Annotated in this window: 14 protein-coding genes and 1 tRNA gene; 14 read left to right on the top strand and 1 reads right to left on the bottom strand. The window is 45.2% G+C overall.

Annotation, left to right across the window (positions count from 1 at the left end; genetic code table 11):
• The first annotated feature begins 129 nt into the window (after positions 1-129).
• The 4 genes from ACQQ6X_RS09780 to ACQQ6X_RS09765 all read left to right on the top strand — a co-directional run bounded on the left by ACQQ6X_RS09780 (position 130) and on the right by ACQQ6X_RS09765 (position 4,294).
• Positions 130-1,668, top strand: a complete 1,539-nt coding sequence (locus ACQQ6X_RS09780; protein ID WP_305165163.1) for an ABC transporter ATP-binding protein — start codon at positions 130-132, stop codon at positions 1,666-1,668.
• The gene (locus tag ACQQ6X_RS09775) at positions 1,661-2,740 is read left to right on the top strand and encodes an ABC transporter permease (protein ID WP_064795330.1); all 1,080 of its coding nucleotides are present in this window, start codon (positions 1,661-1,663) and stop codon (positions 2,738-2,740) included. The genes ACQQ6X_RS09780 and ACQQ6X_RS09775 overlap by 8 nt, the downstream gene beginning before the upstream one ends.
• 1 nt (position 2,741) lies before the next feature.
• Entirely contained in the window at positions 2,742-3,701 is a 960-nt protein-coding gene (locus ACQQ6X_RS09770; RefSeq protein ID WP_010349245.1) for an ABC transporter permease, read from the top strand.
• A gap of 257 nt (positions 3,702-3,958) precedes the next feature.
• Entirely contained in the window at positions 3,959-4,294 is a 336-nt protein-coding gene (locus ACQQ6X_RS09765) for a hypothetical protein (protein WP_305165162.1), read from the top strand.
• Positions 4,295-4,328: 34 nt separating this feature from the next.
• On the opposite strand, the gene ACQQ6X_RS09760 is transcribed toward ACQQ6X_RS09765, so the two are convergent.
• Positions 4,329-4,769, bottom strand: a complete 441-nt coding sequence (locus tag ACQQ6X_RS09760) for a GNAT family N-acetyltransferase (protein ID WP_305165161.1) — start codon at positions 4,767-4,769, stop codon at positions 4,329-4,331.
• A 612-nt stretch (positions 4,770-5,381) separates the two neighbouring features.
• Between ACQQ6X_RS09760 and ilvB the strand changes: the two genes are divergently transcribed.
• The 10 genes from ilvB (at position 5,382) to ACQQ6X_RS09710 (ending at position 17,361) form a co-directional block, all read left to right on the top strand.
• Positions 5,382-7,127 carry a biosynthetic-type acetolactate synthase large subunit gene (gene ilvB / locus ACQQ6X_RS09755; RefSeq protein ID WP_305165160.1) on the top strand — a complete coding sequence of 582 codons (1,746 nt, stop codon included), beginning with the start codon at positions 5,382-5,384 and terminating at the stop codon, positions 7,125-7,127.
• A 1-nt stretch (position 7,128) separates the two neighbouring features.
• Complete coding sequence (gene ilvN / locus ACQQ6X_RS09750) at positions 7,129-7,614, top strand: acetolactate synthase small subunit (RefSeq protein ID WP_013370080.1); 486 nt, start codon at positions 7,129-7,131, stop codon at positions 7,612-7,614.
• Between the two features lie 162 nt (positions 7,615-7,776).
• Positions 7,777-8,769 (top strand): ketol-acid reductoisomerase, encoded by a 993-nt coding sequence (ilvC, locus tag ACQQ6X_RS09745; RefSeq protein WP_013309387.1) that lies wholly within the window; start codon positions 7,777-7,779, stop codon positions 8,767-8,769.
• 126 nt (positions 8,770-8,895) lie between these two features.
• On the top strand, positions 8,896-10,437 hold the full coding sequence (locus ACQQ6X_RS09740) for a 2-isopropylmalate synthase (protein ID WP_305165159.1): 1,542 nt from the start codon (positions 8,896-8,898) through the stop codon (positions 10,435-10,437).
• 205 nt (positions 10,438-10,642) lie between these two features.
• Positions 10,643-11,719 (top strand): 3-isopropylmalate dehydrogenase, encoded by a 1,077-nt coding sequence (gene leuB, locus ACQQ6X_RS09735; protein ID WP_149035896.1) that lies wholly within the window; start codon positions 10,643-10,645, stop codon positions 11,717-11,719.
• A gap of 321 nt (positions 11,720-12,040) precedes the next feature.
• Entirely contained in the window at positions 12,041-12,580 is a 540-nt protein-coding gene (locus ACQQ6X_RS09730) for a peroxiredoxin (protein ID WP_013370083.1), read from the top strand.
• Between the two features lie 261 nt (positions 12,581-12,841).
• Positions 12,842-13,258: a hypothetical protein gene (locus ACQQ6X_RS09725; protein WP_007429530.1), complete on the top strand. Its 417-nt coding sequence runs from the start codon at positions 12,842-12,844 to the stop codon at positions 13,256-13,258.
• A 336-nt stretch (positions 13,259-13,594) separates the two neighbouring features.
• A complete protein-coding gene (locus ACQQ6X_RS09720) occupies positions 13,595-14,698 on the top strand; it encodes an ATP-binding protein (protein WP_149035897.1) in 1,104 nt (367 codons plus the stop codon).
• A gap of 341 nt (positions 14,699-15,039) precedes the next feature.
• The gene (locus ACQQ6X_RS09715; RefSeq protein ID WP_305165158.1) at positions 15,040-17,181 is read left to right on the top strand and encodes a putative bifunctional diguanylate cyclase/phosphodiesterase; all 2,142 of its coding nucleotides are present in this window, start codon (positions 15,040-15,042) and stop codon (positions 17,179-17,181) included.
• A gap of 109 nt (positions 17,182-17,290) precedes the next feature.
• Positions 17,291-17,361, top strand: a tRNA-Gly gene (locus tag ACQQ6X_RS09710).
• The last annotated feature ends 40 nt before the right edge of the window (positions 17,362-17,401 follow it).

Here is a 17,401-nt window from a genome sequence, read left to right as displayed (position 1 = left end):
CAGAACATAGAGGTGGCGACAAGGCTGGTTCATAAGACTAGCCTTGTTCTTACGTCTGGAGTTATAAGATTATAATGGTCAAAATCAGCTCATTGGAGCACATACTATAAAGTGTATAAGGGTGATCTCATGGATGCAGCGACCCCCGTCGTTGAGTTAAAGCAAATTACAAAACGATTCCCCGGCATCGTTGCCAACGACTCCATCAGCATCAAGCTGCATAAGGGAGAAATTCATGCCCTTTTGGGTGAGAATGGTGCGGGTAAATCTACGCTTATGAATATTCTTTTCGGACTGTATCAGCCGGATGAAGGGACCATTGAAATGGGAGGAACCCCCGTACAGATTGATAGTCCTAATAAGGCAATTGATCTGGGGATCGGCATGGTACATCAGCATTTTAAGCTCGTACAGCCGTTTACCGTAACCGAAAATATTGTCCTGGGTTTGGAGCCACGTAAAGGTCTGAAAATCAATTATAAAAAGGCTGCCGCAGAAGTACAGCGGTTATCTGAGCAATATGGACTTCAGGTGAATCCGAATGCCAAAATTGAGGATATATCTGTGGGTATGCAGCAGCGTGTGGAAATTATCAAGACGCTCTATCGCGGTGCAGATATTCTGATTTTCGATGAGCCAACCGCGGTGCTGACACCACAGGAAATTTCTGAGTTGCTGGACATTATGAAGCGCTTAGTCGCTGAAGGCAAATCAATCATTCTTATCACGCATAAACTCAAAGAAATTATGCAAATTGCAGATACGGTTACGATCATTCGCCGAGGTAAAGTTATTGATACGGTCAAAACCTCTGAAACAACACCAAATGAGCTGGCGGAGAAAATGGTAGGCCGCCGTGTGTCCTTTAAAGTGGATAAGAAGCTTGCTCAACCAGGACAAACTGTACTGGAAATGAACAATGTAATTTCTAAAAACAAGGACGGCATTCATGTTCTGAATGAATTAAACCTGCAGATCAAGGCTGGCGAGATTTTGGGGATTGCTGGGGTAGATGGCAATGGACAGAGTGAGCTGATTGAAGCTTTGACAGGATTGCGCAAGGTGGATAGCGGAAGTATCCGTTTGCTCGGAAAAGAACTGACAAACCAGCCACCGCGCAAGATTTCAGAGGCAGGCGTTTCACATATACCGGAGGATCGCCATAAGCATGGATTGGTGCTCGATTTTTCCATGAGTGAGAATATGGTGCTCGAGACGTATTATCAGGCACCTTACAGTAAAAACGGCTTTTTGAACAAGGACGCTATAGAAAAGCAGGCAAAAAGCCTTATTGAGAAGTTTGATGTAAGAACACCGGATATTCATACCAAGGCAAGAGCGTTATCTGGTGGGAATCAGCAAAAGGCTATTATAGCGCGTGAAATTGATAAAAACCCAGACCTTCTCATCGCAGCTCAGCCTACACGCGGGCTGGATGTTGGGGCTATTGAGTTTGTCCAAGAACAATTGATTGCCCAGCGAGATCAAGGCAAAGCGGTACTGCTTATTTCATTTGAGCTGGACGAGATTATGAATGTATCCGATCGAATTGCTGTTATTTATGAGGGCAAGATTGTCGGGGAAGTGCTGCCTGAAGAAACGAATGACCAGGAACTGGGACTCATGATGGCAGGAAGTGCAGTGAAGAAAGGAGTAGAGAATGGCTAACCTATTGAAAATATTCACAAAAGACTCCTTTGTTCTGGCACTGGTCTCTATTGTTTTTGGCCTCATTCTGGGTGCTATCGTGATGTTAATTGGCGGGTATGACCCTATTGTGGCGTACTCTGCATTGTTTAGCCGTGTGTACGGAGACACCTACAACTTTGGCGAAGCGATCCGTGAGATGACTCCTTTAATTCTAACGGGATTGGCATTTGCTTTTGCGGCTCGTGCCGGGTTGTTTAATATTGGCGGCGAAGGTCAGTTTCTGGTCGGTATGACAGCTGCTTCGATTGTGGGCATCAAACTTCATGGGTTGCCTGCTATCATTCATGCACCGCTAGCTGTGATTGCAGGAGCCGTTTTCGGAGGCTTGTGGGCTGCGATTGCTGGCTATTTGAAGGCCAAACGAGGCGTTAACGAAGTTATTACATGTATTATGATGAACTGGATCGGACTGTATTTGGCTAACTTGGTGATTAATCAGTTCGCACTTTTGGAAGGGGAAAATCGCTCTGTAGATATCCAACCTTCCGCTTCTATTTCCATTGATTGGCTGTCCCAGATGATGGGGAATGCTCGGGTTCATTGGGGCACCGTTATTGCTGTGCTGGCGGCAGTGTTTTTCTATATTTTCATGTGGAAAACAAAGCAGGGCTATGAGCTTCGGGCTGTCGGATTTAATGAGGATGCATCTCGTTATGCAGGTATGAATGTAAATCGTAATATCATAAAAGCGATGTTTATTAGTGGTGTTTTTGCTGGATTGGCTGGTGCCTTTGAGGTGTTGGGGGTTTTCCATTATCAATCTGTTATGGCAGGATCACCGGGAACCGGCTTTGACGGCATCGCTGTGTCTTTGATCGGGATGAATAATCCGTTCGGTGTACTGCTCGGCTCTGTTTTGTTCGGGACGCTTACGTATGGTTCTGCGGGGATGAGCTTTAGCGCGGATGTACCGCCAGAAATTATCCGGGTAGTTATTGGCTCGATTATTTTCTTTATTGCCGCCCAAGGTATTGTGCGTTGGGTTGTAAAGCCGCTGTATTCCAAGCGGAAGAAAGAGAAGGTGTTGTAAAATGAGTTGGTTAACACTTGGTGAATTAATCCATACGACGCTCGTTTTTGCGACGGCGATTATTTTTGCGTCTCTTGGCGGAGTTTTTTCGGAAAAATCCGGTGTAACGAACCTCGGGTTGGAAGGACTTATGGTATTTGGCGCATTTGCGGCAGGTGTCGGCGGATTTTATGCCGAGCAAGCGGGATTAGGAGGCACCTCTGCGGCCTGGGTAGGCGTACTGTCAGCTGCGGTGTTTGGTATTCTGGTTTCGCTAATTCATGCTGTAGCTTCCATTACGTTCAAGGCCGATCAGGTAATCAGCGGGATTGTCATTAACTTTCTGGCAGCAGGTAGTACACTGTATATGGTTAAGCTGTTATTTGAGGGTGATGGTGACACCGGCCGGATTCAAGGCTTTAACGAGATTTCCATCCCTTATCTGGTGGATATTCCGATTGCAGGAAAAGCATTTTTCCAAGCCTATCCAACCACATATCTAGCTATTCTATTGGTTATTATTGGCTACTTTACTTTGTATAAAACACCGTTTGGCTTACGTTTGCGTTCAGTAGGGGAGCATCCAGGTGCAGCCGATACAGTGGGGATCAAAGTCAATCGCCTTCGTTATATCGGTGTTATGATTAGTGGTGCGTTGGCTGGGATTGGTGGGGCTACAATCACTTTGACTACGACCAATATGTTTTCACATAATACGGTTTCAGGGCAGGGTTATATTGCTATTGCCGCTATGATTTTCGGTAAATGGAATCCGCTCGGTGCTTTTGGCGCGGCAGTGTTTTTCGGTTTTTCACAAGCGATTCGCAACTATGTACAGTTGTTTGCATGGTCGCAAAGTATTCCCCAGGAAATTATTTTTATGTTGCCGTATCTCCTGACGATTATTGTGCTAGTAGCGGCAGTTGGACGTTCACGCGCTCCAGCCGCATTGGGTCAACTGTACGATCCAAGCAAGCGTTAATAGCTCCTATACGGCTGAATGTTTTTGGATAGACACATTAGTATATTTAAAAAACTGGTATCTGCATGTGCAGGTACCAGTTTTTTTTATATTGTGCAGGCATTTAAACATACGCTTCAGGCATGAATGGAATAGACTGTGCTATGCAGATTGGACGGACGCTCGGCCCCTGTCAGCTCAGTCTATTTTGTGGTGGTGGTGAGCTATCAAGGAGCCGTTCAATCTGTCCATCCGTTGAGAAAGAAGGAGGAAATACGATGAAACAGGCAGTAACCAGAAAGCAGGTGGAGAAGCTTGTCGGCAAGGTCATCTTCGCCACACGTAAGGATGGCTCCCGGGTCAGTGGTAAGCTGATTCGCATTTCGGGTAACCGACTAATTCTTCAACCCAACCGTAAGAAGAAAGTAAACACGAAAGCGATTATTCCGCTGGTGCTTTTTGATTTGCTAGCCATTGGCACAGCTCCATACGTTGGTGCCTACGCTGGCTACGGTCCAGGTTATGGAGGACCAGGTTATGGTCCGCAGTATGGACCGTATACAGACGGGGGATACCCCGGGGTAGGCTATCCATTTTACCCCAACTTTTTTTAGTTCTTCAACAACACGAGCCCGAAAACCATAATTTTCAAAGCGATTTTTCGAGTTCGTGGCATCGGCTTAGAGCTACGTAACGCAGCATGTGGTATCGATGACGTAAATAAAAATGGATCCCTCGCACATTGTCTTCGTCCACCATCACTTTAGCTCGCTTGCAGCGTCGCAATCGGCCGTATTGTTCGGCACACTCCAGCAACTTTTTTCCGTATCTTTTACCTTGATGAGCCGAAGCGATTGCAATCAAATCAATGTATAATAGTTCTCCGTGCAGCATAACATGAATGAAGCCAACAACCTGTGCATTATCCGGTCTGCAAGCTACAAAAGTGATGCCCCGGTTTAAGCGCCGGGGTAATTCTTTTCGTATTTGATCCATTTCTTGGGCACTTAAATGCGATAGGGGGACAAGCTCTTGCTCGATTAGACGAAAGATCATTTTGTCATCTTGGGCGCAACGTTTGCGAATCATAAACGGGCCTCCTTTTTTACCCTTTTAGCAAGATATGTCATGGCTTTGGAGGTGTACAAAGTCTCTCTGTGCGGTCTTTTTTATATTATGCGGATACCTCTTATAAGCGTGCGGCTCAGAGGTGCTAAAGCAGAGAAACATAAATTTTTATGAAATCTGGGTATTGACTATCCCAGATGAGGGACATATAATGTGTCTAAACATTTGAAAGAATGACATGAACACAACGGCAATGAAGAGGACGAAGTGATTAGGGCTCTTTTGTTCAGAGAGTGAGGCATTAGCTGCAAGCTTCACCAAAATCCCTTTTTAACGAGCTCACCTCGGAGCTGTTTTCCTGAAAAGTATTTGGGCCCATGAGCTTAACGGTGCGCTGAATCGCCTATTAGGGAAAATCGTACGGTCTACGTTACAGACGCCAGATATGGAGATCCTTTGTGATTTCTGTACCTGCCAAGGTTCGATATTGCGAAATATCGGGCAAACACGGGTGGTACCACGGAAGCTACAGCCTTTCGTCCCTCAGCAACAGTAAGTCTGTTCTAGGGATGAAAGGTTTTTTTGTATTTACAAATGTAAGCTGTATGTAAATTTTGTAAAGGAGGATGACCAATGAGTGCACAAATTCCTGAAGTTAGGTCAACCGATGAATTACGTGAAAAGTGGATGAAACCTGAAGTGATTACAGGTTCGGAAATTTTACTCCGTAGCCTTTTGCTGGAGGGAGTAGAGTGTGTCTTCGGATATCCTGGTGGTGCAGTGCTTTATATCTACGATGCCATGTACGGCTTCAAGGATTTCAAGCATGTCCTCACTCGTCACGAGCAGGGAGCTATTCATGCGGCAGATGGTTATGCACGGGCAAGCGGTAAAGTTGGTGTCTGTATCGCGACTTCCGGACCTGGAGCGACAAACCTGGTAACTGGGATAGCGACAGCTTTTATGGATTCGGTGCCGTTGGTGGTCATCACGGGTAACGTTATATCTTCCCTGATCGGTACAGATGCTTTCCAGGAAGCTGATATCACGGGAATTACAATGCCGATTACGAAGCACAGCTATTTGGTGAGAGACGTAGAGGAGCTGCCGCGAATCATCCATGAGGCATTTCATATTGCCAACACAGGTAGAAAAGGACCGGTACTGATTGATATTCCGAAGGATATCTCCGCAGCCCAGACATTGTTTGTTCCACAAACGGAGCCTGTGACCATGCGGGGTTACAACCCGAAAGTGTTGCCCAACAAGATTCAACTAGACAAGCTGACTCAAGCTATTGCCGAAGCAGAACGTCCATTTATTCTAGCAGGCGGAGGAGTTGTTTACTCCGGTGGACATGAAGCACTTTACGAATTTGTTCGTAAAACAGAAATTCCGATTACGACAACTTTGCTTGGATTGGGAGGATTCCCAAGTGGACATGAACTCTGGACAGGGATGCCGGGAATGCACGGAACATACACCTCTAACCAGGCGATCCAACAGTCAGATCTGCTGATCTGTATCGGTGCCCGCTTTGATGATCGGGTGACAGGCAAGTTGGATGGATTCGCTCCTCAAGCCAAAATTGTACACATCGATATCGACCCTGCTGAAATTGGAAAAAATGTGGCCGCGGATATTCCAATTGTAGGTGACGTGAAGGCAGTATTGGAATTGCTGAATCAGGATGTGAAACGTGCGGACCTGGCAGATGCATGGAGAGCGCAAATTCAGCAATGGAAGGCAGAGAAGCCTTTTTCTTATAAGGATTCGGAAACAGTGCTTAAACCACAATGGGTTATCGAATTGTTGGATCAAACGACCAAGGGCGGAGCAATCGTTACGACGGACGTGGGACAGCACCAAATGTGGGCGGCACAGTATTACAAATTCAATCAGCCACGCTCATGGGTCACCTCTGGTGGACTGGGTACGATGGGATTTGGTTTCCCTTCTGCGATCGGTGCTCAAATGGCCAATCCTGACAGATTAGTAATATCGATTAATGGAGACGGCGGTATGCAGATGTGTTCGCAGGAGCTAGCCATCTGTGCCATCAATAATATTCCGGTCAAAATCGTAATTATCAACAACCAGGTACTTGGAATGGTTCGCCAATGGCAGGAACTGATCTATGACAATCGGTACAGTCACATTGACCTGGCTGGAAGCCCGGATTTTGTGAAATTGGCCGAAGCATACGGTGTCAAAGGACTGCGTGCTACGAACAAGGAAGAAGCACGTCGAGCATGGCAAGAGGCGCTTGATACACCCGGACCGGTCGTTGTCGAGTTTGTAGTCAGCAAGGAAGAGAATGTATATCCGATGGTGACGCAAGGTTCGACCATTGATCAAATGCTGATGGGGGACGAGTAGAATGACAACAAAAAATACCATTGCTGTACTGGTAAATGATCATCCCGGCGTTTTGCAACGTGTGTCTGGACTGTTTGGCCGCCGTGGCTTTAACATTGAGAGCATCACCGTGGGTCAATCGGAGGAAGTTGGATTATCCCGTATGGTCATTGTGACTGTAGGAGATGAGAACAACCTGGAGCAGATTGAAAAGCAGCTTTACAAGCTGGTTGATGTGATCAAGGTCATCGATCTCAGTTCCAAGCCAATGGTTGCTCGGGAATTGGCGATGATTAAAGTGAAGGCCGAACCGCCTCAGCGGCCAGAAATTATGGGCGTGGTAGAGACGTTCAGAGCAGCTGTCATTGATGTTGGAACGACAAGCCTGATCGTTCAGGTCATTGGCGATACTGAAAAAATCGATGCGATGATCGAGTTGTTGAAGCCTTACGGTATTCGCGAGTTGACCCGAACCGGGGTTACAGCTATGATACGTGGAAATGCATAATTTGAAGCTTTAACGATTTACCGCTTATAGCGCATTACATCATTAAAGAACCGCCCGCATAAGAGCGGGTGCTCGAAGAGATTTTTAAATGCCACTTGGAGGCAAAGTCTCTTGGACTACCCGCTCATTATGAAGGGTCCAATTAAAAGGAGGAATTTAACCATGGCAGTTACAACGTACTACGAAAAGGATGCAGAACTCAGCGTATTGAAAGGAAAAACAGTGGCCGTTATCGGTTACGGTAGCCAAGGACATGCTCAAGCACAAAACTTGCGTGACAGTGGTGTGAATGTTGTTATTGGTTTGCGTGAAGGCAAATCAGCTGATGTCGCAAGAAACGACGGTTTTGAAGTTCTGAACGTAGCTGATGCAACAAGCCGTGCAGATGTGGTTCAAATTTTGTTGCCTGATGAAACTCAAGCTTCTGTTTACAAAAATGAAATTGAACCTAACCTGAAAAAAGGCGCAGCACTTTTGTTCTCCCATGGTTTTAATGTTCATTTTGGACAAATCGTAGCTCCTAAAGATAGCGATGTATTGCTGGTTGCTCCAAAATCCCCAGGACATATGGTACGTCGTACCTATGTAGAAGGGTTTGGTGTACCGGGGTTGATCGCAATTGAACAGGACGCAACAGGTCAAGCCAAAGAAATCGGTCTTGCTTATGCAAAAGGCATTGGCTGTACACGTGCGGGCGTAATTGAAACCTCCTTCCGTGAAGAAACGGAAACGGATCTGTTCGGTGAGCAGGCGGTATTGTGTGGCGGTGTGAGCGCACTTGTAAAAGCGGGCTTTGAAACATTGACTGAAGCAGGATACGCTCCTGAGATGGCATACTTCGAATGCTTGCATGAGCTTAAGCTGATCGTTGACCTGATGTATGAAGGTGGATTGGCAACAATGCGTGATTCCATCAGTAATACAGCGGAATATGGCGATTATGTAACTGGACCACGTGTGGTAACGGAAGATACAAAGAAAGCTATGAAGGATGTATTGACTGACATTCAACAAGGTAAATTTGCTCGTGACTTCATCCTTGAAAATCAATCCGGACGTGCATTCCTGACGGCTACTCGCCGTAATGAAGCTAACCATCCGATTGAAGTGGTGGGCGGACAATTGCGTGAAATGATGCATTGGATCAAAAAGTAATAACCTTTTGTACTATAAGCTCGACATCATGAATTATTTATAAATATTAATTACAATGCGGCCCTGCTTATTGCGTGAGCCGCATTGTAATTTAAGGGTCCAAAATGCTGAGGGAGGTGCGTTAGGTTGCGCAAAATATATGTATTTGACACCACTTTGAGAGACGGAGAACAGTCACCTGGCGTGAACTTGAATACTCGTGAGAAAGTGGAGATCGCTCATCAGTTGGAGAAGCTGGGAATCGATCGTATGGAGGCTGGGTTCCCTGCTGCTTCTCCGGGTGATCTGGCGGCTGTTAATGCAGTAGCAAAAGCTGTAAAAAATTCGACCGTTATTGGCCTTTCGCGTGCAAGGGAACAAGATATTGATGCGGTACGCGAGGCACTCAAGGGAGCACAGGACCCATGTATCCATATCTTTTTGGCAACCTCTCCGATTCATCGTCAGCATAAGCTACGGATGGAGAAGACGCAGGTGTTGGAAACTGCTCGTGCAGCCATTCGTTATGGGTTAAAGTATTTGCCAAAAGTGGAGTTTTCTTTAGAGGATGCAGGACGTACAGAGCTTGATTTTGTGGTTGAAATGGTCACCATGGCTGTACAGGAAGGGGCTTCTGTCGTCAATATCCCGGACACGGTAGGTTACTTAACACCTTATGAATATGGAAATATATTCAAACACATCAAACAAAATGTGGTCGATGTGGAGAAGATTCAATTGAGTGCACATTGCCACAATGACTTGGGAATGGCTACTGCTAATACGCTTGCTGCCATCCTGAACGGGGCAGATCAGATCGAGGGAACTATTAACGGTATCGGTGAACGCGCTGGAAACACGGCTATTGAAGAAATCGCCATGGCATTGGAGACGAGACAGGAATTTTTCCAAGCCAAAACGTCTCTGCAATTGTCTGAAATTGCACGCACGAGCCGTTTGGTTAGCCGCTTGACAGGGATGGTCGTGCCGGGCAACAAGGCGATCGTGGGTGCCAACGCTTTTGCGCACGAATCAGGTATTCACCAGGACGGCATGCTGAAGGAGAAGACGACCTATGAAATTATGACACCGGAAAGCATCGGTCTGAAAGAAAGCAAGCTGGTGCTGGGCAAGCATTCAGGGCGTCATGCTTTCCGTGAGCGTTTGGTCGAGCTGGGCTACGAATTGAGCGAAGAAGATCTGAATCGCGCTTTTGGCCAGTTTAAGGATTTGGCTGATAAGAAGAAGGAAGTATCGGACGATGATATCCTGGCATTGCTGGAAGAAAAATTGGCCGATGCACCTGAAGTCTTCAAGCTGGAAACCATTTTCGTAACTTACGGAAACAAGGCTACGCCTTCCGCACAAGTGCGCCTGGTGAACGATGAAGGCCAAGTGATCGAGACAGAAGCTGAAGGGAATGGCTCAGTCGATGCGATCTATAATGCGATTGACCAAGCCAGCAGCGAGAGTGTTGTACTTTCTGATTACTCCATTAAATCGGTTACCCATGGCAAGGACGCTCTAGGGGAAGTACATGTGGTGCTGACTCAAAACGGAATATCTGTACAGGGCCGCGGGGTAAGTACCGATATTTTGGAAGCAAGTGCACGGGCTTATGTGGATGCACTGAATGGTTTGATCGACAAGCGTAAAAATTACAGCAATCGCGTAGATTATAAATCCTAATTTTATACAGACCTAGGCATTGAACATAGACAGGATCGGGTTGTTTCCGATCCTGTTTTCTTATTTTCCGATAAAAAAACGAGCTTATAGGCAGAGCCTATTGAATTGATAGATTCTATATCTTGGTCAAAGCCATGCTCTATATGTTACAAAGAAGGTATGAGAAATACGGTCTTATGGCTGTATAACAAGAGGAGTGTACGTGATGACAGACGTTAAAAAGATTGCAGTAATAGCGGGAGACGGAATCGGACCTGAAGTGGTCGCAGAGGCAGAGAAAATTTTGAAACGTACGGAAGAAGTGTTTGGCCTTTCATTTGAAACAGAGCATGCGCTGTTCGGCGGGATTGCCATTGATAAGAAGGGGACTCCATTGCCGCAAGAAACACTGGCCGTATGTCAATCTGCGGATGCTGTGCTGTTGGGAGCGGTCGGAGGACCACAATGGGACAACAATCCTAAGGAACTTCGTCCTGAAACTGGATTGCTCGGTATTCGCAAAGAGCTCGGTCTGTTTTCGAATCTTCGTCCTGCTGTCGTTTTTGATTGTCTTAAGGACGCGTCTACATTGAAACCAGAAGTATTGGAAGGAACGGACTTGATCGTGGTGCGCGAACTGACGGGCGGGATCTATTTCGGTGAGAAGTACAGACGAGAGAGTGCTCAGGGTGAGGAAGCGGTCGATACTTGCGCATATAATGTAACAGAAGTCGAGCGTATTGTTCGCCAATCTTTCGAAATTGCACAAAAACGCCGCAAAAAGCTCGCATCGGTGGATAAGGCCAATGTACTGGAAACTTCCCGTTTATGGCGTGAAGTCGTTAACCGGGTCGCTGTAGATTACCCAGATGTCGAGCTTGAACATGTATTAGTCGATAACTGTGCCATGCAATTGCTGCGCCGTCCATCCAGTTTTGACGTCATTGTAACGGAAAATATGTTCGGTGACATTCTTAGTGATGAAGCAGCTATGCTGACCGGGTCCATCGGGATGCTCTCCTCTGCATCACTTGGAGAAGGCAGCTTCGGTCTGTACGAGCCGGTGCACGGCTCGGCGCCTGATATTGCAGGCCAAGGACTGGCGAATCCGATTGCAACAATTTTGTCCGTTGCTTTGATGTTCCGCCTCACCTTCGGGTACGAGAAAGCAGCCGATGCTATTGAGAAAGCGGTAGCTGAGGTACTGGATGCAGGACACCGTACAGCAGATATTGCGGTGGATAAATCTCAAGCGATCTCGACAGCTCAAATGGGCGATTTGATTGCGGCAGCTATTCGCTAAAGTTTCCGGAAAGGCACCTGTTTTGAAAAAAAAGCTTCCTATTATATAGGGCGGTTATACAGTATAACTTTACAGCAAAAGTTTGACATCGTAGCTCCTGAGCAATCAGGAGCTACTTGCGTATCAAAAAGCTCAAAATGTGAAAAGATTATGAATTTTTGAGCTAGTTTAAAATAATTATAAAAAAGTAATGGTTATAATATTGACTTTGTTTTCAGCGAATGATAACATTTATCAAGTAGGTGGTTTATTACAATACAGATGATTGAGGAAAGCACAATTGGTGTTTTTCTTACATATTTAAAAGGAGGATTTCACATTATGGCAGAAAGATTGGTAGGAAGACCCGCACCTGATTTTGCATTGGAAACAGTGTCTGGAGACGGTCAAGAATTTGGCTCGGTGAAACTTTCCGATTACCGTGGCAAGTGGCTCGTATTTTTCTTCTATCCACTGGATTTCACATTTGTATGCCCAACAGAAATTACAGCATTGAGCGATGCAGCAGACCAATTCAAAGAGCTGGATACTGAAATTTTGGGTATCAGTGTAGACTCCGTGCATAGTCATAAAGCATGGATCAACACAGCTAAAGAAAACAACGGTCTGGGCAAATTGAACTTCCCATTGGCTTCTGACATCACGAAGAAAACAGCAAGCGACTATGGCGTTCTGATCGAAGAAGAAGGCGTTGCATTGCGCGGCTTGTTCATCATTGATCCAGAAGGCGAACTGAAATATCAAGTGGTTAACCACAACGATGTAGGTCGCAGTGTAGAAGAAACATTGCGTGTACTGCAAGCTTTGCAATCCGGTGGCTTGTGCCCAATGAACTGGAAACCAGGCGATAAAAATCTGTAATATCAGCTTCACAAGTTGAATTTAAACAAGCAAGCCCCCAACATGCGGTTACTCTGCCGATGTTGGGGGCTTGCTTGCCTGCGCTGTTCAGCGGAACATCTGGGAAGTAGCCTGTCTGAATCATGTAATACAGAGTGAAGTAACAAATAATTATGGAAATGTTGTTGTGTTCTGGAGGAATTTTGCCTGATGAAAGCGAATAAGGTATTGTAGAAGATAAGCAAGGCAGAACAGGTTTTGTTCAGAGGAGGCTGAGCCCGGATGAGTTATTGCTGTGGAGCAAGCATGGTAGGAACCAAGGGAACGCTGAAGCATTACCGCACCCAAGTCCATAATGTTCCTTTGCTGTTTTGCCCGGTATGTCGTCGCATTGAAGTTCATTATAAAGTCGAAAATGAGTATGAAATTTTGGCTGAGTATGCACATGGAGATGGGGCATCCGAGATTGATTTTCAGGATTATGTTATGGAAGACGATGACACGATATTTGAAAATTGTGTGAATCGCGAGAGCGAAGATGCATTTGAAATTGTGAAGCGCCAAATTGACATGTCGCTGGATTTATTGATGGTGGCCAAACAAATGAACGATGAGAAATGGCAGGGAGAGCTTAAGAGAAGACTGGCTGTTATGAGCCAAAGACGCTCCCGGCTTCAACATAATAAGAGCGGCAGTTGACATCCTACACACCAAAGAAGCTCTCAATTCTGGAGAGCTTCTTTGGTGTGTAGGGCGCTTTTCTTAACTTATTCTTTAATTTTGGTAATGTTGCGCAGATATTATGACGAAAGAAAATAGGAGAAAAATGTGGATTCGACACTTTTTCCGATTGACTGTGATCCTTAATCTTGTCTATCATAAAATAAGACTCGAATCGAAAAATATGGTCGGAGTTGAATAAAACTGTTTTCTACACCATTTGAAGGGTAATCGATAGATACCTTTCTCTTCTTCAAGAATATTACACGTCCGATACGGCCAGTTTATCATTCCGATACAAGGGGGAAGCCTGGCATGATCAGTGAATTCCAAGAAGCCTTGCTTGATACCGTGGGAGCTTGCCCTTCCACACAGATCGCCAATAATAAGTATGAAAATGTACTGGAGAACCTGGATAGTGGTATCATGCTGTTTGACAGTGACGGGGTACTGACCTTTATTAACGTGCAAATGGCGAGATTACTGGAGTTACCACGTAGTTCGCTTGCGGGTCGCAACCTGATGCAAATTTTGCATCATCCTGAGTTAACTCGGTTTAAGAAGAAGAAAATCATGCGGATTTATAAAGAAACTATCTTTCATAGAAAGCGCTATCACGAGTTGATTGATGAGTATGGTCGGCATTGGTTAATAACAGTGACCTACGGTGATCAGATGGATGGCGATTTTTTATTTAGCGTAAAGGATGTGTCGGATTATAAGCAGATTGAGCAGACGGCGTATCAAAATGACAAGCTGGCCATGCTCGGACGTATTTCGGCCTCTATCGCCCATGAAATCCGTAACCCGCTTACTGCAATCCGGGGCTTCATTCAATTACTGCGACCGCACTTGGTGGAGTTGGGCAGGGATGAGTATGCCCGCATTATTTTAACCGAAATCGATCGTGCGAACGACATTATTTACGAGTTTTTAAATTCGTCCAAGCCTTCGGCTCCGCAAAAAACAGCTGTATCTGTGATGGGACTTCTAAAAGAAGTAGTAATGCTCACAGAAAGCGAGGCGTTGATGAAGGGTTGCCAGATCGCACTGGATGAAAATGATGAGCTCATGAAGGTTTCCATTGACGTGAAGCAGATTAAACAGGTTATCCTCAATATGATTAAAAATGCGATGGATGCCATTGAGAGCATCGGCGGGGAACGAGAAGGATGCATTGATATCCATACAATACTTGAGGGGCCTTATGTTCACATCTGCATTGAAGACAACGGGTTAGGTATGGACAATAATACATTATCCCGTTTATTTGATCCTTTTTTTACAACAAAAGAAAGTGGAACCGGCTTGGGATTGGCTGTGAGCTATCGTATTATCAAAAATCACGGAGGCTTCATTCATGTTGACAGTAAGCATGGAAGCGGTACACAATTCAAAATTACCCTTCCTGTAGTCTAATATGGAGAGATTTTCACAGAGGGGCCCTGTACATACTATTTCTGTTATAGTGTACAGCCTTGAGGTATAGGTATAACCCATTGGACAAATGTCGTCTGAAGCGCATAATCTGAAAAGATAATGCGCTTTTTTGGTACTGTAAGCTCGTGCATTTGCGCAAATGCGAAAATAAATTCATGGATATAGAACAAAAAAATGATTCACCTTTCACAGATTAAATGCTATTATATACCAGAATACAACATTTTTTTTGATACTATAGACTTAAACAACGGCTTCCAAAGCTGTCAAACGTCTTAGATGATCGGAAACTCCGATATGCAGGGGGCTGAAGAGGCTGAATGAATATACGGCTGGAAGTAAAAAAAACGATAGGCATCGGTATGGCTGCGATAGTTTTGTTTGTCCTGGCCCAGTTATTTCACGTAACTTTGAATAAAATATACTCTTACAATGTATTTTTCTTCGTATACCCAATTTTAGGATTTGCCTGTGCTGCGATTTGTTTTTCTATTTTTTATCAATCCTGGTCCGTTTTGCTGGAACAGTTAACCTGGCAGAGACTTCTTATTGCCCCAACCTTTCTGGTGGCTGGTCTGCTTTACCTGGTTCATATCGTTTCGTTTAGTTTTGTAAGCCTGACGGACTTTGCTTTGTCTCCAGGCATTTCGTTGTGGCTGCTGTTTGTAATTCGAGCCTTTACCTCTGTTATGCTCCTATTCGTCTGTTCTCTTCCATTTAGAAAAACAAAGTCTGAATACAAGACAGTGGCTTTGTGGGCGGGAATAGGTTGCACTTTGCTGATTTTAGGAGTTATTAAGGCCTATGATGCAGGCTTACCAGATCTACGTATAAGGTACGAATTAGGCAACCTAGGCTTGACATTGAATCTGGTAGTCATGTTGCTGCTGGTCCTTACATTTATTTTTGGAGTACGAAAATATCAGAAAGTTCGCCCGGCGGAGTTGGGCATGTTGCTAATGGTTCGTGGGATCGGGCTGTGTGTTGTGAGCCAGTTGTTTTATTTATTTTCTGGGCAGATGAGTGATATCAATCATCTTATAGGACTTTTGACTAACGTGATTGCCTTTTATAGCCTGTTGAACGGTTTGGTCAGACTCATGGTTCTGGTTCCTTATCGGGAAAAACAGGCGGCAGAATCTGAGTTTAATCATATCGCTTATAACGATGATATAACAGGCCTACCCAATCGCCGACGTCTTTCCCAGCGGCTGGATAAAATATTGCGCAACTCATTGAAGTCTGATGAGACAGTAGCTCTTTTAGTGCTAAATATTGATCGTTTCAAAGCGATTAATGATTCGCTTGGACATACGGCAGGCAATTATTTGCTGTATGCGGTAGGCGAACGCTTGGCCCGTTTTTGTCGTGAAGGAGAAGCAGTCTTTAGCATGGGCGGAGATGAGTTTGCCTTTCTTCTAATGGGCTATGAAGATTCAGATGCTGTGAGAAATCGTATTGATGATATGGTAAAGCTGTTTGATCAGCCTTTTGATATTAATGGGGAGTCGTATCATGTGATGGTGAGCGTTGGCATCGCTTTATACCCGTGGGATGCGAATCAGAGCGAACAACTTATCCAGCAGGCAGATACTGCTGTTCATAGTGCGAAGGAGCAAGGCGTGAATTTTCAGCGGTATGCTAGTGCGATGCAGATGCGAGCGCATGAAAGACTGCAACTGGAGAATGATTTGCGGCGAGCGCTTGAAAATGAGGAATTTTCGTTGGTATATCAGCCACGTGTCCACCTGCAAAGTGGCGAGCTAACGAGTTTGGAGGCGCTGGTGCGTTGGAATCATCCTCATCGCGGGATGGTCATGCCGGGCGATTTTATTCCAGTGGCTGAAGAAAGTGGCCTGATCGTGCCCTTGGGGGAATGGGTGCTGCGTGAGGCATGTCTCCAAAATAAACAGTGGCAGGAGCAAGGATATCCACCCATCCCGATATCGGTCAATTTATCCATGCGCCAATTTCAGCAAAAAAAACTGGTGGATGTTATTCGGGGCATTTTGGCCTATACGAAACTGGAACCACGCTATTTAGAGCTGGAGATTACAGAGAGTATGACTTTTGATAAGGACAGGGCCTTTGAACAATTAAAAAAAATAAAGGCTATCGGTGTGGCCATCAGTATTGATGATTTTGGAACGGGTTATAGCTCACTGCATTATTTGAAAAATCTCCCGATTGACCGTCTTAAAATTGACCGTTCCTTTGTAAATGAGGTACTGGTCGATAGCAAAAATGCGGCCATTGTATCTACCATTGCCTCTATGGCTCACCATCTAAAGCTGAAGGTCACGGCTGAAGGGGTGGAAAATGAGGAGCAGCTCCAATTTTTACAGGCCCAGGATTGTCATGAAGGACAGGGGTATTATTTTAGCCGCCCCATCCCGGCAGAAGTGTTTGAAAAATTGTTTTTACGTAACCCTGTGAATTGGCTGATTCAGGATGGGATGTAGTATGCTTGCATTTTCCAGAAAGGTAAGTTATACTGGATAACATCCTGATTCAGTTGGTTGACGAGAGCTTAAGTGTGTGTCATACATATGGATCAAGATGTTATATAATGCGGGTGTAGTTCAATGGTAGAACTTCAGCCTTCCAAGCTGATAGCGTGGGTTCGATTCCCATCACCCGCTTACTATTTTAAAATTTTCGAACCCTTGTGAATCAAGGGTT

Origin of the sequence: Paenibacillus ottowii (genome assembly GCF_050516475.1) — a bacterium.
Classification (GTDB): Bacteria; Bacillota; Bacilli; order Paenibacillales; family Paenibacillaceae; genus Paenibacillus; species Paenibacillus ottowii.
The sequence above is the reverse complement of the archived record's forward strand: the minus strand, read 5'-3'. Positions and strand labels throughout refer to the sequence as shown.

What these genes read in the sequence shown, in the direction of transcription:
- ACQQ6X_RS09720 (WP_149035897.1), top strand. Translation starts at nt 13,595, where the DNA reads ATGATCAGTGAATTCCAAGAAGCCTTGCTTGATACCGTGGGAGCTTGC.
- leuB (WP_149035896.1), top strand. Translation starts at nt 10,643, where the DNA reads ATGACAGACGTTAAAAAGATTGCAGTAATAGCGGGAGACGGAATCGGA.
- ACQQ6X_RS09760 (WP_305165161.1), bottom strand. Translation starts at nt 4,769, where the DNA reads ATGATTCGCAAACGTTGCGCCCAAGATGACAAAATGATCTTTCGTCTA.
- ilvC (WP_013309387.1), top strand. Translation starts at nt 7,777, where the DNA reads ATGGCAGTTACAACGTACTACGAAAAGGATGCAGAACTCAGCGTATTG.
- ACQQ6X_RS09775 (WP_064795330.1), top strand. Translation starts at nt 1,661, where the DNA reads ATGGCTAACCTATTGAAAATATTCACAAAAGACTCCTTTGTTCTGGCA.
- ACQQ6X_RS09770 (WP_010349245.1), top strand. Translation starts at nt 2,742, where the DNA reads ATGAGTTGGTTAACACTTGGTGAATTAATCCATACGACGCTCGTTTTT.
- ACQQ6X_RS09765 (WP_305165162.1), top strand. Translation starts at nt 3,959, where the DNA reads ATGAAACAGGCAGTAACCAGAAAGCAGGTGGAGAAGCTTGTCGGCAAG.
- ilvN (WP_013370080.1), top strand. Translation starts at nt 7,129, where the DNA reads ATGACAACAAAAAATACCATTGCTGTACTGGTAAATGATCATCCCGGC.
- ACQQ6X_RS09715 (WP_305165158.1), top strand. Translation starts at nt 15,040, where the DNA reads ATGAATATACGGCTGGAAGTAAAAAAAACGATAGGCATCGGTATGGCT.
- ilvB (WP_305165160.1), top strand. Translation starts at nt 5,382, where the DNA reads ATGAGTGCACAAATTCCTGAAGTTAGGTCAACCGATGAATTACGTGAA.
- ACQQ6X_RS09725 (WP_007429530.1), top strand. Translation starts at nt 12,842, where the DNA reads ATGAGTTATTGCTGTGGAGCAAGCATGGTAGGAACCAAGGGAACGCTG.
- ACQQ6X_RS09780 (WP_305165163.1), top strand. Translation starts at nt 130, where the DNA reads ATGGATGCAGCGACCCCCGTCGTTGAGTTAAAGCAAATTACAAAACGA.
- ACQQ6X_RS09730 (WP_013370083.1), top strand. Translation starts at nt 12,041, where the DNA reads ATGGCAGAAAGATTGGTAGGAAGACCCGCACCTGATTTTGCATTGGAA.